Genomic DNA, 25,710 nt, shown 5'->3' with positions numbered 1-25,710 from the left:
TCAGACCTGCGCGCGGTCGCGGACGGCCGCGAGGATGCGCTCTACCGCGTCGTCGAGACCGACGCCGTTCTCCTGCGTGCCGTCGCGGAAGCGGAACGACACCGCGCCCGCCTCCACGTCCTTGTCACCGGCCAGCACCATGAACGGCACCTTCTGCGTCTGGGCGTTGCGGATCTTCTTCTGCATCCGCTCGTCGGACTCGTCGACCTCGACCCGCACGCCGTGACGCTTGAGCCGGTCGGCGAGCTCGTACAGGTAGTCGGTGTGGCGCTCGGCCACCGGGATGCCGACGACCTGCACGGGTGCGAGCCACGGGGGGAAGGCGCCGGCGTAGTGCTCGACCAGCACGCCCAGGAACCGCTCGATCGAGCCGAACTTGGCCGAGTGGATCATCACCGGCTGCTGGCGCGTGCCGTCGGCGGCGACGTACTCCAGGCCGAAGCGCTCGGGCTGGTTGAAGTCGTACTGGACGGTGCCCATCTGCCAGGTGCGGCCGATGGCGTCCTTGGCCTGCACCGACACCTTGGGGCCGTAGAACGCCGCTCCGCCCGGGTCGGGCACGAGCTCGAGCCCGGACTCCTCGCAGACCTGGCGCAGGACGTCGGTGGCGACCTCCCACTCCTCGTCCGAGCCGATGAACTTGTCGCCCTCGCCGCGGGTCGAGAGCTCGAGGTAGAAGTCCTCGAGGCCGAAGTCGCGCAGCACGCCGAGCATGAAGTCGAGCAGGTGCTTGACCTCGGCCGGGGCCTGCTCGGGCGTGACGTAGGAGTGTGAGTCGTCCTGGGCGAAACCGCGCACGCGGGTGAGGCCGTGGATGACGCCGGACTTCTCGTAGCGGTACACGCTGCCGAACTCGAACAGGCGCAGCGGTAGCTCGCGGTACGAGCGCTGGCGCGACTGGAAGATCAGGTTGTGCATCGGGCAGTTCATCGCCTTGAGCTGGTAGTTCGAGCCCTCGAACTCCATCGGCGGGAACATCGTGTCGGCGTAGTGCGGCAGGTGGCCGGACGTGTGGAACAGCCCGTCCTTGCTGATGTGCGGCGTGCCGACGTACGAGAAGCCCTCCTCGATGTGCCGGCGGCGGACGTAGTCCTCCATCTCGCGCTTGATCACACCGCCCTTGGGGTGGAAGACCGGCAGGCCGGAGCCCAGCTCGTCGGGGAAGCTGAACAGGTCCAGCTCCTGGCCCAGGCGGCGGTGGTCGCGGCGCTGGGCCTCCTCGAGCCGGAACAGGTAGGCGTCCAGCGCGTCCTTGCTCGGCCACGCGGTGCCGTAGATGCGCTGGAGCTGCTTGTTCTTCTCGTCGCCGCGCCAGTACGCGGCGGCGCTGCGCATGAGCGTGAAGGCGGGGATGCGCTTGGTGGTGGGCAGGTGCGGACCGCGGCACAGGTCCTTCCACGCGACCTCGCCCTTGCGGTTGAGATTGTCGTAGATCGTCAGGCCGCCCTCGCCGACCTCGACGCTCGCGCCCTCGGCGGCGTCGCCGGCGGACGACTTGAGCCCGATCAGCTCGAGCTTGTACGGCTCGTCCGCGAGCTCGGTGCGCGCGTCGTCGTCGGAGACCGGCCGGCGGTCGAACTTCTGGTTCTCCTTGACGATCTTGCGCATCCGGGACTCGATCTTCTCGAGGTCCTCGGGCTTGAACGGCTCGGCGACGTCGAAGTCGTAGTAGAAGCCGTCGGTGACCGGCGGGCCGATGCCGAGCTTGGCCTCGGGGACGAGCTCCTGCACGGCCTGGGCCATGACGTGCGCGGTCGAGTGGCGCAGCACGGCGAGGCCGTCGGGGCTGCCGATGAGCACGCCCTCGACCTCGTCACCGTCGGCCAGCTCGTGCGACAGGTCGACGAGCGTGCCGTTCACGCGGGCCACCACGACGTCGGCGTCGTCGAACAGCTGCCAGGCCCTCGTGCCCGTCTCCACCGTCCGCTCCTCGCGCTGGTCGGCGGTCAGGACGGTGATGCGGATGTCGGACACAGGTGTGCCTTTCGGTTCATGGCGGCCCCTACGGCTGGGCCACGCGGCTCGGCGACGACTCTACTCGGGGCGACCGGCGTCGGAGGCGCGGGCGTGGCGCAGGCGGCGACGGAGCCGGACGTCCCGGCGGAGCCACACGCCGTACCCCACGATCCAGGCGGCAGCGGCGGCGACGGCGGCCAGCGACAGCCTCCACTCGCCGGACCCGACCGAGTACACCGAGTCGTTCGAGGCGAAGTACTGCGCATCGAACCTGTCGCCGACCTCGCCTCCGACGTCGACGAGATAGGCGTCCTCCAGGCGCAGTCGTCCGTCGAGGCTGACGAACGTGCCGTCGTACGAGCACCCGCCGCGTCCACCGCACGACTCGTCCGTCACGGTGACGATGCCGGGCACCCCCTCGTCCCGGGCGGCAGCGCGGTCCGTGGGCAGGTCGAGCAGGAAGAACGCGCCCAGGACGAGAGCGACCACCACGGTCCCGAGCGCCTTGAGGTGCGTCCACCAGGAGTGCGGCTGGGGGTCGGCGGCGTGGCGGCCGGCAGCCGTGTCGTCGTCAGCCTCGGCCATGCGCGGCGTGCCAGGCCTTGCGACGGCGGTGCTCGACGAGCACCCACGCGCCGCAACCGATCGTCGCGACGGCGCTCCCCGCCACGAGCACGAGGCCGACGCCGAGGGGCAGGGCTTCGTCCTTCTCGTGCTGGTGCACCGTCTCGTTCCTCCACGAGTACCAGGCCCGGACGCGGTCGCCGACCTCCGCGTCGAGGTCCGTCGCGTCGACGTCCCGCTGCGTCGGGGCGCCGCTGTCCGGGACGAAGTCCGCCGTCAGCTCGCACGACCTGCCGACGCAGGTCTCGTCGGTGATCGTGGCCGTCCCGTGGCTGCGCCAGGCGTCGACGTCGGCGTCGTCCGGAGGCAGCAACGAGACGACCGACAGACCCAGGGCCGTCACCGCGAGCACGAGCCAGCCCCACGAGCCCAAGGGGTCGCGGCGGCGGTGCGGCCACGGCGGCGGGACCGGCTGGAACGGCGGGATGGACACGACCGGCATCCTCCCAGCCGGCAGCCGTGTGTGTCCGGGATTCGCACCGCTCGGCTCGCGCGGGCCGCGAGGCGCTGGCACGGTGGGCCCATGCCTGAGTACCGACTGGTGAACGAGGACGGACACGTCGTGGCGAGCGCGACGCACGACGACGACCGCGCGGCCGTGCTGTGGCGCGCGTCCGCGCCGGTGTCGGGCCCGGACGAGGAACCGGGCCGCGGCGTGCGGCTGCAGAAGCAGTCCGGCGACGAGTGGGTCGAGCTGCCGGCGACCGGCCGCGCCGACGCCTACTAGCGGCTAGCGCGCCTCGGCCACGACCGGCGAGGGCCCGCCGAGCGGGCCGGGCTCGCGCAGGCGACCGGTGCGCCAGGCCAGGTGCACGAAGGTCGCGGCCAGCACGCAGCCGAGGATGCCGGCGCTGAGGTCGCCGAGCGTGTCGGTGTAGGCGCCGCGACGCTCGTCGGAGGTGGCGATGAAGGCGAAGTACTCGGCGATCTCCCACGCGATGGCCGCCGTCGCGCCGAAGGCCAGAGAGCGCTCGAGGCAGGCACCGAAGCCCGCGTCGCGGGGGACGCTGAGCAGCAGCACCGCGACGCAGAGCAGCGCCGGGTTCATGAAGTGCATCCAGTCGTCGAACCAGACGATCTGGTCGTACAGGTCCATCCGGTTGCCCAGCGTGTCGCTGAAGCACGTGATCGTCACCAGCAGGTCGGCCAGCCACGGGAACGGCCGGTCGCGCCAGAACACGTACCAGAGGGCCGGGATGGTGAACGCGAGCGCCGGGTAGCCGACCGCGCGCAGTTCGGCCGCCTTGCCCTCGAGGTTCGCACCCGCCGGGTCGAGCGCGGCCATCGCCGACAGCAGGACCAGCATGCCCTTCGCCCCGAGGTCGAGCACCTGGGCGAGGGAGGGCGCGGTGCGAGACTCGGCGTCGACGAAGGATGACATCGCGCCGAGTCTACGCACCCGCTACCCGTCAGCTGCCGGGCCAGTCCCCGGTGGCCTTCTCGAACGCGCGGGCTCCACCGCGATCGACGAGCGCCTTCACGACGGCGTAGATGACGCCCTGGATGGCGGCGGCCGTCAGGATCTCCTTGAGCGGGTACTCGCTCTCGAGCGGCGTCGGGGGGTCGGCGCCGTCGCCGTGCGCGGCCTTCTTCCAGACCTGCTTGAAGATGGCGCTGGCAACGAGGCCAGCGGCGATCGACCCGACGATGCCCACCGGTCGGTAGAGCAGCTTGGCCGACTTCGACTTGTTGCGCTTCTCGGTCATGGTCCTCCTCACAGGTCGGTGACGACCTGGTTGTCGCCCCCGTCGTAGCGCTGGCCGGTGACCTTGGACTTGATCAGGCTCACCAGCGTCGCGACCCGTCCGCCGACCGGCGGCGACCAGTACTCGGCCTGGTCGGCGCGGACGTGGATGAGCACGGCGTTGGGGCTGTCGGGGCCCTCGGGCAGCCAGGCGTCGGTGAACTGGTTCCACAGTTCGTGCAGCTTCTCGTTGTCGTCGACCACGCTGGCGACGCCCGAGAGCGACACCCACGAGTCGGACGTGCCGAGGGTGACGCCAACCTTGGGGTCGGCCGCGATGTGGGCGACCTTGCGCGAGTCGCGCTCGGTGATGAACCACAGGTCGGCGTCGAGGTCGACGTCCTGGCGGGCCATGGGACGTCCGACCAGGTGGCCGTGCTCGTCGCGCGTGGTGAGGAACGCGATGCGCGCGTCCTTCGTCAGCTCGACCAGCTTGGCCCGCTGCTCGTCGTGGCCCTCGGCCTCGCTCATCGTCCGATGACCTCGGCGGCGTCGACGGCGCCGTGCTTGTCCTGGATGGCGTCGGCGAGCTTCGTGACGTGGTCGTCGGAGACCTGCACGCCGGCCTCCGTGAAGCCCTTGCGCAGCTCGTCCTCGACGGTGCCCTCGGTGGCGCCGTCCTGCCAGGACGTGACCCGGTCGACGACGTTCTGGATGGCCTCGAGATCGATGTTCGTGTCAGTCATGCCCGGGCCGTACCCCGGTCGGGACGAGTCGAACCGTCCCGACCGGGATCGACGATCAGGAGGCGTGCCGCTCCCACACGCGGTGGGTCGCCATGAGCTGGCTGATCCGGGTCAGCGCGGCCGGTCCGTCCGGCTCGAGCGCGACGCCCGGGCCGTTGACCGGCACGCCACCAGCGGTGAGCGTGTCCTCCGGGCTGTCCCAGCCGGCGATCGCCTTGCCGTGGCGGTAGGCCTCGGACAGCAGGATCGCGATCTCGGGGTGGCGCGACGCGTCTCCCCCGCCGGCGACCAGGACGGCGTCCAGCTCGATCGAGCGCACCGTCTGGAAGGTGCGCTGCACGGGCACCGGCGCACCCGAGCCGTCCTCGAGCATCCCGCCGCGGGGCGCCACGACGATGGGCACCATGCCGGCGGCGAACGCGGCGTCGCGCACCGCCCGCACGCCGTCGAGGCTGCGGTCGACGTCGGTCACCACGATGCCCAGCAGGCGGCCGTCGGGCGGCCACGTGCCGCCGACCTGCGACAGCGCGGGGCTCGGCGGGAGGTCGGCGACCTGGATCGTCGGCTCGGGCGCCGGCAGGCCGAGCCGGTCGGCGACGGCCTGGCACAGGTCGGCGTCGATGTTGGCCAGGCACTGCAGCTGGCGCTCCTTGATCGCCTGCTCGTAGCACTTGCCGAGCTCGAAGGAGTAGGCGTCCTTCACGTGGTCCTGCTCGACCTTCGTCAGGCTCCGGTAGAACATCCGGGTCTGGCTGAAGTGGTCGTCGAAGGACGCCGGCGCCTCCCGGACCTTGCGCCCCTCCACCGCGACCGGCACGTCGATGAACGCCGAGACGTCCTCGCCGGCCAGGAACGGGCACCCGCCGTCGAGCGAGTTGGGCTTGTACGGCGCGACGCCCTTGTGCACGGCGTCCTGGTGGAACCCGTCGCGGAACATGTCGTTGACCGGCGAGTGCGGCCGGTTGATCGGGATCTGCGAGAAGTTCGGCCCGCCCAGGCGCGTCAGCTGCGTGTCGAGGTAGGAGAACAGCCGTGCCGCGAGCAGCGGGTCGTCCGTCGGCTCGATGCCCGGCACGAAGTGGCCCGCGTGGTAGGCCACCTGCTCGGTCTCGGCGAAGTAGTTGCTCGGGTTGGCGTCGAGCTGCATCGTGCCGATGACCTCGACCGGCGCGAGCTCCTCGGGCACGATCTTGGTCGGGTCGAGCAGGTCGATGCCCTCGAACGTCTGGTCGGGCGTGTCGGGGAAGACCTGCACGCCGAAGTCCCACTCCGGGTAGGCGACCGACGCGATGGCGTCGGCGAGGTCGCGGCGGTGCAGGTCGGGGTCGACGCCGGCGGCGATCTGGGCCTCCTCCCACGTCAGCGAGTGCACGCCGAGGCGCGGCTTCCAGTGGAACTTGACCAGCGACGTCTCGCCCGCGGCGTTGACCAGGCGGAAGGTGTGGACGCCGAAGCCCTCCATCATCCGGTACGAGCGCGGGATGCCGCGGTCGGACATGTTCCAGATGGCGTGGTGCTGCGCCTCGGTGTGCAGCGACACGAAGTCCCAGAAGGTGTCGTGCGCGCTCTGGGCCTGGGGGATCTCGACGTCCGGGTGCGGCTTGCCGGCGTGGATGACGTCGGGGAACTTGATGCCGTCCTGGATGAAGAAGACCGGGATGTTGTTGGCCACCAAGTCGTAGACGCCCTCGGACGTGTAGAACTTCGTCGCGAAGCCCCGGGTGTCGCGGACGGTGTCGGCCGAGCCGCGCGACCCGAGCACCGTGGAGAAGCGCGTGAAGACGGGCGTCTCGACGCCCTCCTGCAGGAACGCCGCCTTGGTGATGCGCGACGCCTTGCCGTTGGAGCGGAAGACGCCGTGCGCGGCCGCACCGCGGGCGTGCACCACGCGCTCGGGGATCCGCTCGTGGTCGAAGTGCATGATCTTCTCGCGCAGGTGGTGGTCCTGCAGGAGCACCGGCCCGCGCGCCCCGGCCTTGAGCGAGTGGTCGGTGTCGCGCAGCGGAACGCCCTGCGCGGTGGTCAGGTAGGCGCCCTGCTGGGCGGCGTCCTCGGTCTCGCCGGACGGCACGCCGGTCGGCGAGTACGCGTCGGGGCCGTGGTGGCCGGGCTGCTGCTCGAGCGGCTCGCGCGGCGTGGTCGGCTCCTCGACGGTCGGCGTGATGCTGTTCGGGACGCCCGGGACGGTGTTCGCTCCCGGCGTCACGGCGTTCTTCACCTGGGCCGCCACCCCGGCCGCCAGCTCGGCGCCCTTCTCGACGATGCCCTTGTCCTGCTCGGTCATGTGGTCTCCCCCGGATCGTGGACGAGCGCGGGGCCGGAGCCCCGCGCTCGTGGGTCGTGCTCGGTCAGGCCGTCGTGGTGGACGGGTCGTTCGGTGCTCCGCCGTCGGGCGCGGTGCCGCTGGGCTCGGAGTCCTGCTCGTCGTTGTCGGTGACGGATCCGTCGTCGGGATGGATGGGCTCGGTCACGGTCAGCTCCTGTCGGGATCGGTCTCGGGCAGGGCGCCCGGGGGGAAGGACGGGTCGGCGCCGGGCGGGTCGATGTCCGGCGAGGAGGGCTCGATCGACGGCTCGGCGTCGGGGAAGCTCTCCGGGTCCTCGGGTGCGATGGTCATGTCGCCTCCTGTGGGTCGATCCGCACGGACGTCCCGCGCGTCACGAGCGGCTCGTACCCGAGGCCGCCCCGTTCAATCGCGCGCCGGCGGGCGGGGTGTGCCGGGCATCACGGCGCTCATGGTTGCGGTTCATCAACAGTTGCGTGATACACAAGTCTTGTCCCCTCCCCGACCACCACGAAGGAACGACTTTGACCTCGTCCCCGTCCTCGTCCGCCGAGGCCCCCGTCGCGGCGAACCCGATCGTCTCGGTCGTCGTGCTGTGCCTGGGCGGCCTCATGGCCGCCCTCACCCAGACGATGGTCATCCCCATCCAGAGCGAGCTCCCGCAGCTGCTCTCCACGTCTCCGGACAACGCGTCGTGGGTCATCACCATCACGCTCGTGTGCGCCGCGGTCGCCATGCCGGTCGCCGGACGCCTGGCCGACCTGTTCGGCAAGCAGCGCATCATCGTGGTCAGCGCCGCGATCCTGCTCGTCGGCTCCGCCGTCGCCGCACTCTCCGACACGCTCGTGCCGATGCTCGTGGGCCGCGGCCTGCAGGGCCTGGCCATGGGCTTCATCCCGGTCGGCATCTCGCTGATCCGCGAGATCACCCCGCCGCACGTCACCAACACCGCGGTCGCCGCCATGAGCGCCACGCTCGGCGTCGGCGGCGCCATCGGCCTGCCGCTCTCGGCCTGGATCGCCGACGGCAGCGACTGGCACAACCTGTTCTGGGTCGGCACCGGTGCCGCAGCGGTCATCGTCGTCGCCGTGCTCGTCTTCGTCCCGCACGTCCACGACGCCCACGGCGGACGCCTCGACGTCCCCGGCGTCGTCCTGCTGGCCCTGGGCCTCGTCACCTTCCTGGTCGGCATCTCCAAGGGCAATGCCTGGGGCTGGAGCGACCCGGCCACGATCGGCTGCATCGTCGGCGGCCTCGTCGTGCTCGTGCTGTTCGGCCTCTTCGAGCTGCGCCAGGCCGAGCCGCTGGTCGACCTGCGCACCACGGCGAGCCTGCCGATCCTGTTCACCAACCTCGCCGCGGTCGCGATCGGCTTCGGCATGATGGCGCAGTCCATCGTCGTGCCGCAGCTGCTCGAGATGCCCGAGTTCACCGGCTACGGCCTGGGCCAGTCGATCCTCGCGGCCGGCCTCTGGATGGCCCCGGGCGGCCTGATGATGCTGGTGTTCGCCCCGGTCTCGGCCGGCCTGATCACCAACCTGGGCGCCAAGAAGACGCTCATGACCGGTGCGACCGTGCTGGGCTTCGGCTACGTCGTGGCGCTGTTCCTCATGGACGCCCCGTGGCAGCTGCTCATCGCCTCGTGCATCGCCTCGGCCGGCGTCGGCATCGGCTACGCCGCCATGCCGACCCTGGTGCTCGACAACGCCCCGGCCGCCGAGGCCGGTGCCGCGGTGGGCCTGAACGGCCTGTCGCGCTCGGTCGGCACCACGATCGCCTCGGCGGTCATGGCGACCATCCTGACCAGCTCGATGAAGACGTTCGACACCCCGGCCGGACCGGTCCAGGCCCCCACGGAGGGCGTGTTCACCGCGTGCTTCCTGGTCGGTGCGCTGGCCGCCTTCGTGGGTGTCGGCATCGCGGCGTTCATCCCGCGCAAGCAGGACGCGACGTCGGTCGACCCGGTCACCGTCGACGCGGAGGGCGTCCACACCGCCTGATCGACGACCACGCACCGAGGCCCCGGACCGTCATGGTCCGGGGCCCTCGTGCGTCCGGTCCGGCTCAGGTCGGCAGGAGCTGGTGCTCGCGCGCCGCGCGCACCGCGGCGTTGCGGCGGGTCACCCCGAGCTTGCGCAGGATGTTGCGCACGTGGGTGCGCACGGTGTTGACCGAGATGTACATCGCCGCCGCGATCTCCTCGGTGCTCAGCAGGTCCGCGAGGTGGCCGAGCACCTCCAGCTCCTTCTCCGTCAGCCGCTCGGTCGGAGCGGGGTGCTGCTCCGGGACCGGCGCGGTCCGGTGCGGTCGGGCCGCCGGTGGCGTCCCCCCGGGGGTCCGCTCGACGAGCCACGCGTGCCGGTTCGCCAGACGCTCGTCGCGCACCAGCAGCTGGCGGACGACCGACGCCGCGTCGTGGAAGGGCCGCCGCACCCGGGGCTCGTGGGCGAGCTCCAGCGCGGCCACCAGGGCGCCGTGCGCCTCCTGCGCGCGGCCCCGGCGCTGCAGCCGGACGCACTCGACGAGCCAGGCCGTGACGCGCACCGGCAGCGGGGCGTGGTCGTCGCGGGCCACCGCGAGGACGTCCCGAGCGGCGGCGTCGTCCCGCATCGCGAGCCGGGCCTGGGCGGCGACCAGCGTCGCCGCCGCGCTCGCGCTCGGCCCGCCGGCCGCCTGGATCGCCGCCAGTGCCGCCTCGGGCTCGTTCCGTGCTACGTCCAGCTGGGCCGCCTCGACCCGGATCTGTTCCGTGGCCCAGTCGGACGGACCCCCCTGCGGCACGCACGACTCGGTCAGACGCGCGCGCGCACCCGTGCGGTCTCCCTGCGCGACCGTCAGCCGTGCCCTGAGCAGGACCAGCAGGGTGCCGGTGACGGGCTCCTCGAGCACGGCACGCGACTGCGACGCCACCCGCAGGTGGTCGCCGGCCGCACGCAAGTCGAACCGCTCGAGGGCGACCCAGGCCAGGGCGACCTCCGCCGGGGCGGGGCGCTCCCCCGGCGGCAGGCCCGTCGCCGTGGCGAGCTCGACCGCACGCCGGGCGTGCCGCTCGGCCCGCACCAGGTCCCCTTCGCAGCACGCGAGCACCGCGAGGAACCCGACGCACTCGGCGACCGGCGCGCCGCCACAGGGACCGGCGGCCGCGCCGTCCTCGAAGTGGCGCCGGGCCTCGTCCAGACGTCCGCGGCGCACCGCGGCGACGCCGCGCGTCGCATGCACCAGCGCCGCCAGGTCCGGGGGTGGCGCGGAGCCGGCAGCGAGCGCCTCCGCCGCCTCGTCGGCGCACGCCTGCGCCTGCTCGGGGTCGCGCTCGGAGCGGGCTCGCACGGCCCGCAGGACGCTCACGGCGGACGCGACGGCGTGAGCGGTCGCCGTCCCGGTCCCACCGCCGTCCGCTCGCGCCAGCGCGGCGTCGAACCCGGCGTGGTCACGGTCGACGAGCGCCAGGGCGGCGCGGACGACCGAGGCCGCCGGGTCGTCGAGGTCGGCCGGCATCTCCCGCATCGTCCGCACCCAGGCCGCTGCGTCCGGCGCGGCGACGAGCTGGGCCAGGGCGGCGTGGTCGACGACGGCCGTCGCCGCCTCCTGCCACGCCCCCGCCGCCGCGTAGTGGTGGATCGCCGCCCCGAGCATGCCCTGCCCGGCGAACCACGCGGCGGCCCGGCACCTCAGCGCAAGCAACCGTTCCGGCGACTCGTACGCGAGCTCGGCGCGCAGCATGTCGCGGAACAACGGATGGAGCCGGTAGCACCCGGCCTGGCCGGGGACGTGCTCGATGAGCACGTTGACGGTGGCGAGGGCGGCGAGACGCCGGCCGGCGCACCGGCCGGCGAGCGCCTCGTCGAGGCCCGGGCGGATGGTGTCGGGGATGCTCAGCGTCAGCAGCAGCTCGCGCACCTCCGCCGAGTGGGAGGCGAGCACCTCCCCCACGAGGTACTCGGCGACGTTCTCGCTGCGGCTCACGACCTGCTCGACCTCGAGGTCGGGGTCGGGACGGCCGGCGAGCCGCTTGGCCGCGAACCGCAGGCCCGTGACCCAGCCCCCCACGTACTCGTCGAGCGCATGGACCGACTCCTGGTGCAGCGGCACGCCGAGCAGCCGCATCAGCGCGTCGGCCTCGCCGTCGGTGAAGGCGAGGTCGGCCATCCGCACCTCCACCATCGTCTCCTCGAGCCGGTACCGGTACAGCGGAAGCACGGGGTCGGCGCGCGTCAGCAGGACGACCCGCAGCCGGTGGCCGGTGTGCCGCAGCAGGAAGTCGAGGTCGGCGGCCACCTCCGGGGAGGTCATGTCGTACCCGTCCACGACGACCGTCAGCCGCTCGCTCTCGGCGGCGACCGCGCAGGCGACGCCGCGACGGGCGGCCGGGTCGAGCGGACGGTCCGCGGCCACGAGAGCACCGGGCGCCACGTCGACGCCGAGCCGTCGCAGGGCGGACCCGAACGCCGGCCAGAACGCGTCGCCCGGGTCGAGCGTGATCCACTCCAGACGACCGGGTGCGCGCGACCTGGCCCAGTCGGCGGCCAGCGTGGTCTTCCCCGTGCCGGCCGGGGCGCTGAGCAGCACCAGCGGGCACGTCGGCCCGGCGTCCAGCAGCGCGAGGAGCCGGGGCCGGGGCAGGAAGTGCGCGGGCCGGTCCGGCACCCCGGGCCAGCCGACGTCGGACGCGATGCGCTGCGGGTGCTCCCGGCTGCTGGGCCCTGATCCTTCGGACTGCGGTGCCATGGCCCACCTCCCTGGACGCGAACGTAGCGGCGGGCGCTCGGAGGCGACCTCACCCGATTCGTGTGAGCGGCCAGGGCGCCGCGGTGCTACCCCGTGTCGTCGTGGCCCGGGTCGAGCACGGGACCGGACGCAGCGACGCACACCTCCTCGATGCGCAGGCCGGACGCGTCCGCCATGGCGACCACCGACTCCAGCCCCCGGGCGGACACCGCCAGCAGGGTCGTGCACGTGCGGGACTCCACGACGCGGCCGGGACTCAGTGCCCGTCGCAGCACGGGCCCCAGGGGGCCGCGGACGGTGAGCTCGTAGTCGGCAGCGGCGCCGTCCGCGGTCATGAGGGCTCCTCCACCCGGGGGCCGTCGTCGCGGCCGGACGCCAGTCGCCGGACCTCGACGACCTCGAGCCCGTAGGTGCGCAGCCGGGCGAGCAGGCCGTGCAGCTCGGCCTGGTCGCGCAACCGGGCCCGCAACGTCGTGCGCAGCTCGCGTGTCGTGACCTCCACGTCGTCGAGACGGCCGAGGACGTCGTCCGCGACCAGTCCGGTGATGCGTACCTCGAAGAGCTGGTCGGCCCCTCGGTCTCCCGGGCCGGGGCGCCCGGAGGGTCCTGCTGGGCTCTCGTCCATCGGCCCGTACCCCTCCCTGCTCGGCGACCGCGGTCAAGGCAGTCTGCCCCGTCCGTGGCGCCTCCTCGTCGTCACCGAGAGATGACTTCGGGCCCGGCCCGCTCGGCGGCACGGCGGTCTCGTCCACGCCGGATGAGGCCGGTCAGCCCGCCGGCGACGCCGCCACGGGCGCCGTCCGGCCGTCCCCGCGCGGCGGGTGGGGTCCGGTCGCGCGACCGGCACCGACCAGCGCCTGGAGCAGGGCCAGCAGGACGACCGCCAGGGCGAGCGACCACCACCAGCGGCCGGGCGACACGTCGTTGCCCCACAGCAGGACCACCACGGCCAGGCCGACGGCGACCACGCGGAGCCAGCCGACGTTCGCGGCGACCCACCGCCCGGGCCCGGTCAGCTGCCCCTGGGACAGAGCCGCACCGGCTCGCTCGAGCCCCGACGCGGCGGCGCGCCGCGTGGCCGACCCGTACCGGTTCGCGCCGGCGAACCATCCGGCGACGACCAACGTCAGCCCCAGCCACAGCATCACGCCCTGCGCGCGGTCGAGGTAGGCGGTCATCGTCCCGTAGAACGCCTTGCTGGCCGGGCCGAAGGTCGTGCCGGCGAGCTCGTCCTGGAACAGCTGCCGGCCCACTGCGAGGGTCAGCGCCAGGAGGAGGGCGTTCGCGACGACCAGCGCACCGATGGCTACGGTCGTCCGGCCCCTGCGGCGGGCGAGCACGAAGGCCCCCAGGTACAGCAGCGCGACGATCGGCAGCATCCAGCGCGCGACCGGGCTGGCGAACGCGTAGATCGTCCGTGCCTGCTTCACGCGCGGCGCCTCCATCAGCACCACCTGGCGGTCGACCTCCGGCACGGGCAGGTCCTCCAGGAAGGTCATCCCCCGGTCGGACAGGCGCTGGACGATCTCGTCGACCACCTCGGACAGGTCGAGCACCACGTCGTCGCCCTCGAGCGAGACCGCACCGCCTCCCTCGCCCTCGAGGACGCGGTGCAGCGTCTGCTGGGCCCGGGTGTTGACCCGCACCCAGACGTCGGCGAAGACGTCGGAGGCGAAGAAGACCCGGACCTGCCGCTCGATGGCGGCGTTGATCGCGCCGGCGATCGGTCCCACCAGCAGCTCGAGCCGCGGACGCTCGGCGGTCACCGGAGCGAAGGCGTCCTGCAGGACCTGCTCCACGTCGACCTGCCGGGTGATGGCGTCGGTGACCGCGGTCGTGAGAGCCGCCTGCACCTCGGGCGAGTCCGACAACGGGCCGACGGTCTCGATGTACCGCTGACCGTCGTCGAGCGTCCGGTTGCCCCAGTACGCGATCCCGGCGGGCGTGGTGAGGACGGCGGCGAGCACCAGGCAGAGCACCACCGCCACCGAGCGGCCGGTCGAACCTCCCCCGGTGGCAGGTGCGGACGTCGTGGGGGTCGGGTGGTCGAGCGGCGCGTCGGACATGTCGAGCTCCGTCCTGTCGGGAGAGCACCATCCTGCTGACGGCCGGCGGGCGGAGCATCATGCCTTCCGGGTGAGTCTCGCCGTCGCCGCTGCCGGCTCAGCCGGGCATCGACGCCCTGCCCCGCACCCACGCGCCGACCCGCCCCTCGTCGGTCGCGACGACCTGGCCGAGCACCGACGCGGCGATGAAGACGAAGGCGACCACGTACAGCCAGGCCAGGTACGTGAACGCCACGCCGATGGGTCCGTACCGGTCCGAGCTGAGCTCGAGCGCCATCGGCAGCCAGACGTCGGCGGCCGGCCGGAGCACCGCCATGACCAGGGCGAAGACCGTCGCCCCGGGCAGGAGCAGACGCACGGCGACCCGGTCGAGCAGCAGGATCCACGGCACGAACGTGGCGACGACCAGGTCGGTGCCGAACGACAGCGCCGCCGGCCAGACGTTCGCGGGCGGCAGGACCCGGGCGTGCTGGCTGAGGTTCTGCACGACGACGACCGCCAGGACGAACGCCACGACCACGGCGAGCCAGCGCCAGGCGGAGCGCAGGCCGACCTGGGGCCGGCTGACCTCCCACACGACGGCGAACCCGCGGGTCAGCGCCCGGGACAGGCTCGTGGCCGAGACCAGGACGAGCAGCACGCCGACCACGCTGAACGCGGCCTCGTTCGAGGGGTGGACCGCCTGGTCGATGAGGTCGCTCGCCGGCCCCGTCGCGCCGACGAGGTCGGAGACCGTCCCGTCGTCGTCCCGCTCGACGACGGTCGCGGTGACGATGAGCAGAGGCAGCATCGAGGTGAAGAACTGCGCGGCCACGGTCATCGCGCGGTCGAAGACCTCCACCCGCACGCACCCTGCGACGGTCCGGAGCACGATGCGTCCGACCCACCGGGCGAGCACCCACTCGACCGGGCCGCGCAGCCATCCGGGCAGGTCCTGCGGCGTGATCCGGCTCGCGGCGGCCCGCCCGGGACGAGGGTCACCGGGACTCGGGTCACCGGGCCGGCTCATCGGACGACCCGGGCTCGACCCGCCGCCCGCTCACGGCTCGCGCGGGTCGCGGGTCGGGAACAGGTCTCCGTGCATGGTCAGCGCCCAGATCACGCCCACGTCCAGCACGATGACGAGCACCGCCCACACCGGGTAGTACGGGATGAAGGCGAAGTTGAGCAGGGCGCTGGCGAAGGCGACGACCACGCCGACGACGCGGCCCCACATCCGTCCGGAGAGCACCGCGAACGCGCCGGCCAGGACGACGACCCCGGCGATCAGGTGGATCCAGCCCCACGCCGTGGTGTCGAGGTCGAGGACGTACTCGGGCGTCTCGACGTACAGGGTGCCGCGCACCAGCGCGACCGTGCCCATGAACCCGTGGAACACCCCGAGCATCACCATCATCGTCGCGGCGAACTTGATGAACCCGTAGGCGATCCAGTCCGTCGTGCTCGACGTCCCGTCCTGGCTCATGGTCGGCTCCTGGGCACTGCGCGCGCCCGTCCGGCGCTCGCTCGCGGGCCGGGGAGCCCGGCCGGGCTCCCCCACGCCCCATGCAAGCGTCACGGCACCGCGAGCGGATCACGCAGCGCGGACGAGAGGCGGCCACGGCGGGTCGGCAATCGTCCCGCCAGGGTGAGGCGGCTCCGCGCCGGCCCGGCCGAGACTGGCCGCGGACTCACCAGAAAGGGCCCATCATGTCTCGTACCGACGCACGTCCCGACGACACCACCGCCCGCGGGCACTACGGGAGCACGACGCCGACCACCGTCTCCGGCTGGGCCGGGTGGATCGCCTTCGCGACCTTCATGATGGTGCTCGTCGGCACCTGGCACGCCATCTCCGGGCTGGTCGCCCTGTTCCGCGACGACTACTTCCTGGTCAACAGCGACGGCCTGGTCGTGACCGTGGACTACACCGCCTGGGGCTGGATCCACCTGATCGGTGGCATCGTCGTCGCCGCCGCCGGCGTCGGCCTGCTCACCGGGCGCATGGTCGCCCGGGTGATCGCCGTCCTCGTGGCGCTGCTGAGCGCCGTGGTCAACTTCGCCTTCCTCGCGGCCTACCCGTTCTGGAGCCTGACGATGATCATCGTCGACATCCTGGTGATCTGGGCCGTCGTCGTGCACGGGGACGAGCTGCGCGAGGCGTAGCCGTCGCCGCTCCCCCGCCCCGGGCCGGGCGTGCCGTCGAGCACGCCCGGGTCGCGCACGTCCCGGTCAGGCCGTGGCGCCGGCGACGGTGCCCGGCCCGGTCGCCTCGGGACTGGTCACGGCTGCCAACGCCGCCACGAGGCCCTCGGACCCGACGGTGGCGTCCAGCAGGCGTCGCTGGCGCTGGGCACCGGTGCCCTCGGCCGCGAGACGGTCGAGCCCGGCCAGGACGACGCCGGCGTCGCCGCTGAGCGTCAGCTCCGTGCCGATCCGGTGCCGCAGGCGTCCGACGTGGAGCGTGTCCGAGCCGGCGTCGAGCGTCGGGGCGTCCCCGTGCACCGCGACGTCCAGCAGGTCGGCGCGGAGGGCCTGGTCGCCGACCGGGACGACGGGCACACCCTGACGCGCGTCGGCGACCAGCGTCGCGACGAGGGCCCGGCACACCCCCGCCAGCAGGACGGCGTCCGCCACCTCGAGCGCGGTGTCCGCCACCCGGATCTCGATGGTCGGGTACCGCGGCGACAGCCGGGCGAGCAGGTAGACGCTGCGCAGGTCGAAGGCCGTCCCGCGCCGGATCATGTCGTCCAAGGCCGCGTCGTAGGCGGCGGCGGACGGCCACGTGCTCGGCGGGACGAACGACGGCCAGCGCAGCTGGCGCGCGTAGCGCGAGCTGCTCCAGCCGGTGTCGCGCCCGGCGCCCAGCGGCGAGTTCGTGCCGAGCGCGAGCAGGGCGGGCAGCCACGGGCGCAGCCGCGCCAGCACGTCGACCGCCAGGTCACGGTCCTCGACGCCGACGTGCACCTGGCACGCGCACGTCCCGCCCGTGGCCACGGCGTCGGGGAACATCCCGGCGAGCCCCCGGTAGCGGCGCGAGTCCGTGACCATCTCCAGCCCGGGCTCGCCGACCGGCGGGGTGCCCGACGCCACCACCATCGCGTCGGCCCGGGCGGCGGCGTCCGCGACCGTCCGACGCAGGCCGGCGAGCTCGCGGCCGAGCTGGTCCAGGTCGGTGCACACGCTGGAGACGGTCTCGACCTGGTACGTCATCAGCTCGGTCTTGACCCGGGGGTCGTCGGCCAGACGCACGACCTGCGGCGCCACCGGCAGGACGCGACCCTGCGGGTCGAGCACCAGGAGCTCCTCCTCCACCCCGATGGTCAGCATGGCCCTCCTCGACCGGCCGCACGGCGAGGAGGCGCGGCCCTGCCGCCCAGCGTGGACAGGCCGGCGCGCGGTCCACCTCATCCCCGCGGGGGGAGGTGGGCACCGCCGCGCACGCGGCACGCTCCGCAGGAGGGCCCGCGACCTGGAGGAGGACACCATGTGCCGATGGCTGGCGTACTCGGGCAGCCCGATCCTGCTGGAGGAGCTGCTCTACAAGCCCGCTCACTCGCTCATCGACCAGAGCATGCACGCACGGATGGGCGTCGAGACGACGAACGGCGACGGCTTCGGCGTGGGCTGGTACCCGGCCGAGGGCGGCCCCACCGTCCTGCCCGAGGCCCGACGGCCGGACGCGCCCGTCCTGTTCCGCGGCGTGGGGCCGGCCTGGGGCGACCAGAACCTGCGCGAGCTCGCCCGGTCCACGTCGTCCGGCCTGTTCCTCGCGCACATCCGGGCGAGCACGGGCACGCCCGTGCAGCAGACGAACTGCCACCCGTTCCGGCACGACCGGTGGCTGTGGTGCCACAACGGGGCGATCCACGACTTCGAGGTGCTCAAGCGCGACCTGGTCATGGCCGTCGACCCCGGGCTCTACCCGGGGATGGTCGGCTCGACCGACTCCGAGGTGATGTTCTACCTCGCCCTCACCTTCGGCATGCGCGACGACGTCGTGGCCGGGGTCGAGCGGATGGTGGGGTTCGTCGAGGCGACGGCCCGCCGGCACGGCGTCGAGCCGCCCATGCAGATGACCGTGGCGACCACCGACGGCGAGAAGCTCTGGGCGTTCCGCTACTCCAGCGTGAAGCAGAGCCGGACGCTGTACTTCAGCACCGCCGTGTCGGCGCTGCGCCAGATGTACCCCGAGAACGAGGTCTTCACCAAGATCTCCGACGAGACCCGCATCGTGGTGTCCGAGCCCCTCGGCGAGCTCGTCGGAGCCTGGAACCCCGTCCCGGAATCGTCCTACGGGATCGTCGAGGAGGGTGACGACACGCTCGGGACCTTCGAGCCGCGCGAGCCGTGACGGGACGAGTGCCGATGAGCGACGCGGTCCAGGTGGAGGCGAAGGCCAACGGCGTGCTGGTGGCCACCTGCCTCTCGACCCTCGTGGTCAACGCCAACACGTCGGCGGTCAGCATCCTGCTGCCGGCCATCTCCGAGGACACCGGGACGTCGGTGAGCACGCTGCAGTGGGCCGTGACCGGCTACTCGCTCGTCGGCGCCGCGGTCATCGTCACCTCGGGCTCGCTCGGCGACGTGTTCGGCCGCAAGCGCGTGTTCCAGCTCGGCCTGCTGCTGTTCGTCGTCTCGTGCGTCCTCATCGCCCTGGCCCAGTCCGGCGGGGCCGTCATCGTCGGCCGTCTCGTCCAGGGCGCGGCCGGCGCGACCATCCTGGCCTGCGGGCTGAGCCTGCTGTCGGTGGCCAACGAGAAGAAGGCGCAGCTGAGAGCGGTCTCGCTGTGGGGCGCGGCCGCGGCGGTCGGCGCGGCGGCCGGTCCCTTGCTCGGCGGCGTGCTCGTGGACCTCACCGGGTGGCAGGGACTGTTCTGGATCGACGCCGCCGTGGCGGTCGGCTGCATGCTCCTGACCTTCCGGACCGTCAGCGAGTCGCGCGACCCCGACCGGCCCCGCTCGATCGACTACGCCGGGACGGTGCTGATCGCCCTGACCCTGACGCCGCTGATCCTCGCCGTCACCGAGAGCAGCGACTGGGGCTGGGTCTCGGTGAGGTTCCTCGGCTGCCTGGCGGTCAGCATCGCGGCCGGCTTCGCGTTCGTCGCGGTCGAGCGCCGGGTCGCCGTCCCCCTGCTCAACCTCGCCCTGCTGCGCAACCGCGTCCTGGTCGGCTCGACGATCGCGATCCTCATCGGCGCGGGCACCATCAACGGGCTCATGTACCTGCTGAGCCTGTACTTCCAGGACCCGTCGACCCTGGACTTCAGCCCGCTCCAGGCCGGGCTCGCCACCCTCCCCGCGACCGTGGGCCTGGTGGTGGTGGCTCCGCTCGTGCCCCGGCTGGCGGCGCGGCTGGGCGGCCGCCAGACCATCGGCGTCGGCTTCGCGCTGACGGCGGCGGGGTTCGTCGTGGTGGGCTTCGTGGAGTCGGACTGGCGGTACGTGGCGTTCCTCCTGCCGCTGGTGGCGATCGCCGTCGGGATGGGCCTGTCCAACGGACCGGCGTCGTCCGCCGCGACGGCCGCGGTGCCGGAGAACGAGGTCGGGGGCGCCTCGGGCGTCTCGAACATGGCGCGCTACGTCGGGGCCGCCGTCGCCACCGCGCTGGCCGCCACCGTCTACGACACCGTGATCGGCAACCGGACGGCGGACGGCGCGTCGTCCGCGGACGCCCTGGCCTCCGGCCTCGCGGCGGCCGCCTGGCTGATGGCCGTCTTCAGCTTCCTCGGCGTCCTGATGGCCTTCGTCATGGGTCGCTACCGCGCGGCCCGGGGCACGCTGGACGACGCCGCCGCCTCGGCCGCTGCGGTGAGTCACACCCTGCCGACCTCGGCCACGAGCGTGGGCGGTGAGCGCCGATGAGCACCGAGCCGGTCCCGTTCACGAGCGACGACTACGCCGCACGGATGCGGCGCTCCGCCGACGCGGCACGGGCGGCCGGGCTCGACGGCCTGCTGGTGACGCCGGGCCCGGAGCTGGTCTGGCTCACGGGCTACCGCCCGACCGCGATCACCGAGCGGCTGACCGTCCTGGTGCTGACGCCCGACAGCGAGCCGACCCTCGTGGTGCCGGCGCTCGAGCGCTCGGACGCCGAGTCGGCGGCCGGGGCGCCCACCGTGCGCATGGTCGACTGGCTCGACGGCGACGACCCGTTCGCCCGCACCGGGACGCTGGTCGCACCGGACGCCACGATGGGCATCTCGGACTCGGCGTGGGCCATGCACCTGCTCGGCCTGCAGGACGCCCTCCCCGGCACGTCCTACCGGTCGCTGACGCAGAGCCTGCCCATGCTCCGCGCGGTCAAGGACCCCGCCGAGCTCGCCCGCCTGGACGCCGCCGCGCAGGCGGCGGACGCGACCTACGAGCAGATCCTCCACGTCCCTTTCGCCGGACGCCGGGAGACGGACGTCGCGGCCGACCTCGCCCGGCTCCTGCGCGAGCACGGCCACGAGCAGGTCGACTTCACCGTCGTCGGCTCCGGGCCCAACGGCGCGAACCCGCACCACGAGGCCGGCGATCGCGTCATCGAGGTGGGCGACGCGGTCGTGCTCGACTTCGGCGGGCTCAGGCACGGGTACGGGTCCGACACCAGCCGCACCGTCTCGGTCGGCGAGCCGTCCGCCCGGCTGCGCGAGGTGCACGAGGTCGTCCGGCTGGCGCAGCACGCCGGCGTCGAGGCGGCCCGGGTCGGCGCCGCCTGCCAGGACGTCGACCGCGCGGCCCGTCGGCTCATCGCCGACGCCGGCTACGGCGACCGGTTCATCCATCGCACCGGGCACGGCATCGGCACCACGACCCACGAGCCGCCCTACATGATCGAGGGAGAGGAGCAGCCGCTCGAGCCCGGCATGTGCTTCTCGGTCGAGCCCGGCGTGTACCTGCCCGGCGAGCTCGGCGTCCGGATCGAGGACATCGTGACCGTCGACGCGTCCGGCCCCCGCCGGCTCAACACCACCGACCGGTCCCTGCGCGTCGTGGAGTAGCGCGACGTCACCCGTCGCGGGTGAGGCCGCCCCGAGGGCATCGGGCCGACACTCGACCCACTGACTCAGGCACGACGTCTGGACGGAGAAGGTCATGAGCATCCGAACGCAGTCGCGGAGACGTCCATGAGCGCCGCCGACGTCCCCGTGGAGGGCGTCGTCTCGTCGGCCCACCGCCGCGTGGCCACGACCCAGTGGATCTCGTGGATCGCCCTGGCGATGATGACCACGAGCTCGGTGGCCAGCCTGCGGGCGGCGCCGACAATGGCGGTGTACGGGCTCGCCTGCGTCTTCCTCTACCTGCTCCCCGCCATCGTGTTCCTGCTGCCCACCTCGCTGGTGTCGGCCGAGCTCGCGTCCGGCTGGGAGGGCGGCATCTACAAGTGGGTCTCCGAGGGCATCTCCAAGCCCATGGGCTTCCTGGCCGTGTGGTGCCAGTTCGCGATGACGATCTTCTACTACCCCAGCCTGCTCGGTTTCGTGGCCAGCACCTTGGCGTACGTGTTCAACCCCGACCTGGCCAGCAGCGGCGTGTGGACGGCGGCGGTCATCATCGTCGTCTACTGGTCCGGTGTCTGGGTCTCGTCGCGCGGCACCAAGGGCGTCGCGGGCCTGGCCAGCGGCGGTCTCATCATCGGCACGCTCGTGCCCGGCGTCGTGCTCGTCCTGCTGGGCGTCGTGTTCCTGGGCCAGGGGAACGAGTCGGCGGCGCCGATGACGTCGGAGAACCTGCTCCCCGCGTGGGCCGGCCTGTCCAGCCTCGTGCTGATCGTCAACAACTTCCTGTCGTACTCGGGCATGGAGATGAACGCCGTGCACGTGTCGTCGCTGAAGGACCCGGCCAAGGAGTTCCCCCGGTCGATGTTCCTGGCCATGGGGCTGGTGCTGACCATCTTCATCCTGCCGGCCCTGGCGATCGCCTGGATCGTGCCCGCCGAGGAGCTGTCGCTCACCGCCGGCGTGATGCAGGCCTTCGACGCCGTGTTCGCCAACTTCGGCTGGCAGTGGCTGACGCCGATCGTCGGCATCATGCTCGTCACCGCGTCGCTGGGCGGCATGCTGACCTGGCTCGCCGGCCCGTCGCGGGGCCTGCTGCTCATCTCGCGCCAGGAGGGGTACCTCCCGCCGTTCCTGCAGCAGCTGAACAAGAACGGCGTGCAGCAGAACATCCTGGTCGTCCAGGGCGTCATCACCACGGTGATCGGCCTCGCCTACGCCCTCATCCCCGACGTCTCCAGCGCCTACTGGATCTTCTCGGTGATCACGACGCAGGTGTACCTGATCATGTACCTGCTCATGTTCGTCGCCGCGATCCAGCTGCGGCGCAAGCAGCCCGACCATCCCCGCGGCTACCGGGCCCCGATGCTGATCGGTCTGTGCGGCATCGGCTTCGCCGCCTCGCTGGCCGCCCTGCTCGTCGGGTTCATCCCGCCGTCGCAGTTCGCCGCCGGCGACCCGATCGTGTACTTCGCCATCGTCGGTGGCGGCGCCCTCGGCCTCGGCCTGCTCGTGCCGTTCCTGTTCTACCGGTTCCGCAAGCCGTCCTGGAAGCAGCCCGAACCGCTCGAAGGAGCCACGTCATGACCACACCGGTGGAGAACCAGCACCCCCGCGAGCGCACCTGGATCTACGTCGTGGCCTGCGTGCTGCTCGGCGTGGCCGTCGTGACCGGCCTGCTCATGTTCAACGGCGCCCGGGAGAGCGCGCAGGCGACCGACAAGGCCGACCAGCTGATCGCGGCGCTCGAGGACGCGGGTGCCCGCACCCCCGACCGCGACCAGATCGTCCGGGTGCTCGGCGACGACGGCGGCTCCACGTGCCAGGACCCGAACCACGCCCTGCGCCGCTCGACGCTGCTCGCGCTGTTCTCGAACGGCGCCTCCGGACCCGGGGCCCGCCCGGTGATCAGCGACAGCCGCGTCGTCCAGGGACAGCTGCTCATCATCGAGATCTACTGCCCTGAGGAGCTCGACGAGTTCCGCGAGTTCGTCGACGACCTCGAGTCCGCCGACCTGGTCCGTGACTGACATGGACCTGCGCCGCAGCATCGCCGACCTCATGCCCACCGCCTGGGACGAGCTGAGCGACCTCGTCGCCCTGCGGTCCGTGGCCGACCCGCGCCAGTTCCCGGCCGAGGAGTGCGAACGCGCCGCCCAGTGGGTCGTGGACCGGTTCACCGGCGTTGGGTTCGCTGACGCGCGCCTGGAGCCGACGCCGGACGGCAGCATGGCCGTCGTCGGCTCCCGCTCGTGCGGACGGGCCGACGCCCCCACCGTCCTGCTCTACGCCCACTACGACGTGCAGCCGCCGCTGGACGACCAGGCGTGGCGGACGCCCCCGTTCGAGCTCACCGCGACGGAAGGACGCTGGTACGGCCGCGGCAGCGCCGACTGCAAGGGCAACATCGTCATGCACCTGGCCGCCCTACGAGCCCTCGGGGACGACCTCCCGGTGAACCTCAAGCTCGTCGTCGAGGGGTCGGAGGAGCAGGGCACCGGCGGCCTGGAGGCGTACGTGACCGAGCACGCCGACCAGCTGCGCGCAGACGCGATCCTGGTGTGCGACACCGGCAACGCGGCCGTCGGCCATCCGGCCGTCACGGTCAGCCTGCGCGGCATGGTCAACGTCGTCGTGACGACCGAGTCCAGCACGTCCGAGCTCCACTCCGGGATGTTCGGCGGGGCGGCGCCGGACGCGCTCGCCGCCCTCGTCGCCGCCCTCGCCACGCTCCGCGACGCGCGCGGCAACACCGTCGTCACCGGGCTCGACAGCACGCGTACGTGGTCCGGAGCGCCGTACCCGCCCGAGCAGTTCCGCTCGGACGCCGGCGTCCTCGACGGCGTCGAGCTGCTCGGGGACGGCAGCGTCTCGGACATGCTCTGGGCCCGCCCGGCCGTGACGATCCTGGGCATCGACTGCCCGCCCGTCGTGGGGTCGGCCGCCGCCGTCGTGCCACGCGCCGCGGCCCGGCTGAACCTGCGCATCCCGCCCGGCGTCTCCCCCGACGCCGCTCGTGACGCGCTGGTGGCTCACCTGGAGGCCGCCGTGCCCTGGGGCGTCCGCTGCATGGTCGAGACCGAGGCCACGGGCTCGCCCTTCGCCGCCGCCACCGACGGGCCGGCCTACCGCGCCATGGCCACGGCGATGCAGGAGGCGTACGGCGTCGCCATGAGCCGCTTGGGGCAGGGTGGCTCGATCCCGCTGTGCAACGTGCTCGCCGAGCTGTACCCGGACGCCGAGATCGTGCTCATGGGCGTCGAGGAGCCGCTCGCGCTCATCCACGCGCCGAACGAGAGCGTCGATCCGTCCGAGATCGCCTCGATGGCCCTCGCCGAGGCGCTGTTCCTCCAGCACTACGCATGACGGAGTCCCGGGAGGTCTACGCCAGCCTGGACCTCGCCCTACGGATCGGCGAGGTCCTGCTGTCGTCCGGCGCCGGTGCTGCGGACGTGACCGCCACGATGCTGGCGGTCGCGCGCGCGTGCGGCGTGCGCAACGTCTCGGCCGACATCACCTTCGTCGACCTCTCGCTGCGCCAGCAGCCGAGCCGGGACGAGCCGCTCACCATCCAGGTGCGTCGCATCAACCGCCGGCCCGTCGACTACGCCGACCTGATCGAGGTCGAGGCCACCGTCAGCGACCTGGTCGCCGGGCGGATCGACCGCGCCGAGGCCCGTGACCGGGTCGCGCGGACGGTGTCGACCGGCCACGCGCGCCGCCGCTGGGCGGTCACGCTGGGCTGGGGCGTCATGGGCGTCGGGGTCGCCCTGACGCTGGGCGCGGGTCCGGTCGTCTGCCTGATGGCGTTCGTGGCCGCGTGCGCGATCGACGGCACCCAGCTGCTGCTGCCCGAGCACCGCATCCCGTCGTTCTACCAGCACGCGGCCGGAGGCTTCGTCGCGACGCTCGTCGCCCTCGTCACCGCGGCGTTCGACCTCGAGGTGAACCCGTCGCACGTCATCACGACCGGCATCGTGATGCTCCTCGCCGGCGTGGGCATCCTCGGCGCCACGCAGGACGCGCTGACCGGCTTCCCGCTGACCGCGAGCGCGCGCCTGATCGACGCCTTCATCAACAGTGCCGGCATCATCGCCGGCGTCAGCGCGGGGCTCACCCTCGGGGACCTCCTCGGTGCCGGGCTGACCGGCTTCACACCCGGCGCACGCGGCCTGGCCGAGGCGGGCGTCGCGGTGGTGGGGGCCGCGGTGGCCGCGGCCGCGTTCGCGTTCGCGTCGTACGCGCCGGTGCGGGCGGTGGTCGGCGCGTCGCTCATCGGAGGCCTGGGCCAGGTCGTGTTCCTGGCCGTCGACAGCTCGGCGGTCGCCCGTCCGTGGGCCGCGACGCTCGCCGCCGTCACGATCGGCTCGGTGTGCCACGTCGCCGCCAGCCGGTTCCGGGTCCCGCCGCTGGTCGTCGTGGTCCCCGCCCTGGTGCCGCTGCTGCCCGGGCTCGACATCTACCGAGGGCTCTCGATGCTCGCCGAGGGGCAGGACGGCGTGCTCATGCTGGCGACGGCGCTCGTCACGGCACTGGCGCTCGCGGCCGGCGTGATCCTGGGCCAGTACGTCGCGCAGCCGATCAAGCGGGAGGCGCACCGGCTCGAGAACCGGCTGTCCGGGCCCCGGATGGTGGGGTGACCTGCGGCGCCTCGGGAGCG

General features: G+C 72.8%; 27 protein-coding genes. 10 read left to right on the top strand and 17 right to left on the bottom strand.

Annotated features, from left to right (window positions below; genetic code table 11):
* From thrS to HGAM_RS15945, 3 genes are read right to left on the bottom strand one after another with little or no spacing between them, the layout of a single operon-like run.
* Window positions 1-1,974: a threonine--tRNA ligase gene (thrS, locus tag HGAM_RS15955; protein WP_019146502.1), complete on the bottom strand. Its 1,974-nt coding sequence runs from the start codon at window positions 1,972-1,974 to the stop codon at window positions 1-3.
* Window positions 1,975-2,034: 60 nt separating this feature from the next.
* Complete coding sequence (locus tag HGAM_RS15950) at window positions 2,035-2,541, bottom strand: hypothetical protein (RefSeq protein WP_019146501.1); 507 nt, start codon at window positions 2,539-2,541, stop codon at window positions 2,035-2,037.
* Window positions 2,528-3,013 (bottom strand): hypothetical protein, encoded by a 486-nt coding sequence (locus tag HGAM_RS15945; protein ID WP_019146500.1) that lies wholly within the window; start codon window positions 3,011-3,013, stop codon window positions 2,528-2,530. The genes HGAM_RS15950 and HGAM_RS15945 overlap by 14 nt, the downstream gene beginning before the upstream one ends.
* A gap of 90 nt (window positions 3,014-3,103) precedes the next feature.
* Here HGAM_RS15945 and HGAM_RS15940 point away from each other — a divergent pair, with 90 nt between their 5' ends.
* Window positions 3,104-3,307, top strand: a complete 204-nt coding sequence (locus HGAM_RS15940; protein ID WP_019146499.1) for a hypothetical protein — start codon at window positions 3,104-3,106, stop codon at window positions 3,305-3,307.
* Window positions 3,308-3,310: 3 nt separating this feature from the next.
* Here HGAM_RS15940 and HGAM_RS19795 read toward each other — a convergent pair whose 3' ends face one another.
* The 7 genes from HGAM_RS19795 to HGAM_RS20805 all read right to left on the bottom strand — a co-directional run bounded on the left by HGAM_RS19795 (window position 3,311) and on the right by HGAM_RS20805 (window position 7,627).
* Window positions 3,311-3,961: a DUF2238 domain-containing protein gene (locus HGAM_RS19795; RefSeq protein ID WP_019146498.1), complete on the bottom strand. Its 651-nt coding sequence runs from the start codon at window positions 3,959-3,961 to the stop codon at window positions 3,311-3,313.
* 28 nt (window positions 3,962-3,989) lie between these two features.
* Window positions 3,990-4,286, bottom strand: a complete 297-nt coding sequence (locus HGAM_RS15930) for a DUF4235 domain-containing protein (RefSeq protein WP_019146497.1) — start codon at window positions 4,284-4,286, stop codon at window positions 3,990-3,992.
* An 8-nt stretch (window positions 4,287-4,294) separates the two neighbouring features.
* Window positions 4,295-4,795 (bottom strand): pyridoxamine 5'-phosphate oxidase family protein, encoded by a 501-nt coding sequence (locus HGAM_RS15925; RefSeq protein WP_019146496.1) that lies wholly within the window; start codon window positions 4,793-4,795, stop codon window positions 4,295-4,297.
* Window positions 4,792-5,010, bottom strand: a complete 219-nt coding sequence (locus HGAM_RS15920) for a hypothetical protein (RefSeq protein ID WP_019146495.1) — start codon at window positions 5,008-5,010, stop codon at window positions 4,792-4,794. Before HGAM_RS15920 ends, HGAM_RS15925 begins: the two co-directional genes overlap by 4 nt.
* 55 nt (window positions 5,011-5,065) lie before the next feature.
* A complete protein-coding gene (locus tag HGAM_RS15915) occupies window positions 5,066-7,294 on the bottom strand; it encodes a catalase (RefSeq protein ID WP_019146494.1) in 2,229 nt (742 codons plus the stop codon).
* Between the two features lie 64 nt (window positions 7,295-7,358).
* Complete coding sequence (locus tag HGAM_RS21025; protein ID WP_019146493.1) at window positions 7,359-7,481, bottom strand: hypothetical protein; 123 nt, start codon at window positions 7,479-7,481, stop codon at window positions 7,359-7,361.
* A 2-nt stretch (window positions 7,482-7,483) separates the two neighbouring features.
* Window positions 7,484-7,627, bottom strand: coding sequence for a hypothetical protein (locus tag HGAM_RS20805; protein ID WP_019146492.1), 144 nt, complete (start codon window positions 7,625-7,627; stop codon window positions 7,484-7,486).
* Window positions 7,628-7,818: 191 nt separating this feature from the next.
* Between HGAM_RS20805 and HGAM_RS15900 the strand changes: the two genes are divergently transcribed.
* Window positions 7,819-9,294, top strand: a complete 1,476-nt coding sequence (locus HGAM_RS15900) for an MFS transporter (protein ID WP_019146491.1) — start codon at window positions 7,819-7,821, stop codon at window positions 9,292-9,294.
* A 64-nt stretch (window positions 9,295-9,358) separates the two neighbouring features.
* Here HGAM_RS15900 and HGAM_RS20950 read toward each other — a convergent pair whose 3' ends face one another.
* From HGAM_RS20950 to HGAM_RS19785, 6 genes are all read right to left on the bottom strand, one after another.
* Window positions 9,359-12,019, bottom strand: coding sequence for a winged helix-turn-helix domain-containing protein (locus tag HGAM_RS20950; protein ID WP_019146490.1), 2,661 nt, complete (start codon window positions 12,017-12,019; stop codon window positions 9,359-9,361).
* Window positions 12,020-12,105: 86 nt separating this feature from the next.
* Window positions 12,106-12,354: a hypothetical protein gene (locus HGAM_RS15890; RefSeq protein ID WP_019146489.1), complete on the bottom strand. Its 249-nt coding sequence runs from the start codon at window positions 12,352-12,354 to the stop codon at window positions 12,106-12,108.
* A complete protein-coding gene (locus tag HGAM_RS15885) occupies window positions 12,351-12,644 on the bottom strand; it encodes a hypothetical protein (protein WP_019146488.1) in 294 nt (97 codons plus the stop codon). Before HGAM_RS15885 ends, HGAM_RS15890 begins: the two co-directional genes overlap by 4 nt.
* 142 nt (window positions 12,645-12,786) lie before the next feature.
* A complete protein-coding gene (locus HGAM_RS15880; RefSeq protein WP_019146487.1) occupies window positions 12,787-14,085 on the bottom strand; it encodes a hypothetical protein in 1,299 nt (432 codons plus the stop codon).
* Window positions 14,086-14,182: 97 nt separating this feature from the next.
* Window positions 14,183-15,094: a YhjD/YihY/BrkB family envelope integrity protein gene (locus HGAM_RS19790; protein ID WP_019146486.1), complete on the bottom strand. Its 912-nt coding sequence runs from the start codon at window positions 15,092-15,094 to the stop codon at window positions 14,183-14,185.
* 30 nt (window positions 15,095-15,124) lie between these two features.
* On the bottom strand, window positions 15,125-15,550 hold the full coding sequence (locus HGAM_RS19785) for a DUF7144 family membrane protein (RefSeq protein WP_019146485.1): 426 nt from the start codon (window positions 15,548-15,550) through the stop codon (window positions 15,125-15,127).
* 224 nt (window positions 15,551-15,774) lie between these two features.
* On the opposite strand from HGAM_RS19785, the gene HGAM_RS15865 reads away from it, so the two are divergent.
* Window positions 15,775-16,230: a DUF7144 family membrane protein gene (locus tag HGAM_RS15865; protein ID WP_019146484.1), complete on the top strand. Its 456-nt coding sequence runs from the start codon at window positions 15,775-15,777 to the stop codon at window positions 16,228-16,230.
* A 66-nt stretch (window positions 16,231-16,296) separates the two neighbouring features.
* On the opposite strand, the gene HGAM_RS19780 is transcribed toward HGAM_RS15865, so the two are convergent.
* A complete protein-coding gene (locus HGAM_RS19780; protein ID WP_019146483.1) occupies window positions 16,297-17,394 on the bottom strand; it encodes a carboxylate-amine ligase in 1,098 nt (365 codons plus the stop codon).
* A 157-nt stretch (window positions 17,395-17,551) separates the two neighbouring features.
* On the opposite strand from HGAM_RS19780, the gene HGAM_RS15855 reads away from it, so the two are divergent.
* From HGAM_RS15855 to HGAM_RS19770, 7 genes are all read left to right on the top strand, one after another.
* Window positions 17,552-18,418, top strand: a complete 867-nt coding sequence (locus HGAM_RS15855) for a class II glutamine amidotransferase (protein WP_019146482.1) — start codon at window positions 17,552-17,554, stop codon at window positions 18,416-18,418.
* A gap of 14 nt (window positions 18,419-18,432) precedes the next feature.
* Window positions 18,433-19,932 carry an MFS transporter gene (locus HGAM_RS15850; RefSeq protein ID WP_019146481.1) on the top strand — a complete coding sequence of 500 codons (1,500 nt, stop codon included), beginning with the start codon at window positions 18,433-18,435 and terminating at the stop codon, window positions 19,930-19,932.
* The gene (locus HGAM_RS15845) at window positions 19,929-21,053 is read left to right on the top strand and encodes an aminopeptidase P family protein (protein ID WP_019146480.1); all 1,125 of its coding nucleotides are present in this window, start codon (window positions 19,929-19,931) and stop codon (window positions 21,051-21,053) included. The genes HGAM_RS15850 and HGAM_RS15845 overlap by 4 nt, the downstream gene beginning before the upstream one ends.
* A 126-nt stretch (window positions 21,054-21,179) precedes the next feature.
* The gene (gene gadC, locus HGAM_RS19775) at window positions 21,180-22,637 is read left to right on the top strand and encodes a glutamate/gamma-aminobutyrate antiporter GadC (RefSeq protein WP_019146479.1); all 1,458 of its coding nucleotides are present in this window, start codon (window positions 21,180-21,182) and stop codon (window positions 22,635-22,637) included.
* Window positions 22,634-23,080 carry a hypothetical protein gene (locus HGAM_RS15835; RefSeq protein ID WP_019146478.1) on the top strand — a complete coding sequence of 149 codons (447 nt, stop codon included), beginning with the start codon at window positions 22,634-22,636 and terminating at the stop codon, window positions 23,078-23,080. The genes gadC and HGAM_RS15835 overlap by 4 nt, the downstream gene beginning before the upstream one ends.
* 1 nt (window position 23,081) lies before the next feature.
* Window positions 23,082-24,416 (top strand): dipeptidase, encoded by a 1,335-nt coding sequence (locus tag HGAM_RS15830; protein ID WP_019146477.1) that lies wholly within the window; start codon window positions 23,082-23,084, stop codon window positions 24,414-24,416.
* Window positions 24,413-25,690, top strand: a complete 1,278-nt coding sequence (locus HGAM_RS19770; protein ID WP_019146476.1) for a threonine/serine exporter family protein — start codon at window positions 24,413-24,415, stop codon at window positions 25,688-25,690. The genes HGAM_RS15830 and HGAM_RS19770 overlap by 4 nt, the downstream gene beginning before the upstream one ends.
* The last annotated feature ends 20 nt before the right edge of the window (window positions 25,691-25,710 follow it).

Origin of the sequence: Aeromicrobium massiliense JC14, assembly GCF_000312105.1 — a bacterium.
In the GTDB taxonomy this organism is placed as follows: Bacteria; Actinomycetota; Actinomycetes; order Propionibacteriales; family Nocardioidaceae; genus Aeromicrobium; species Aeromicrobium massiliense.
This window is presented reverse-complemented; position numbering and strand designations above follow the sequence as displayed.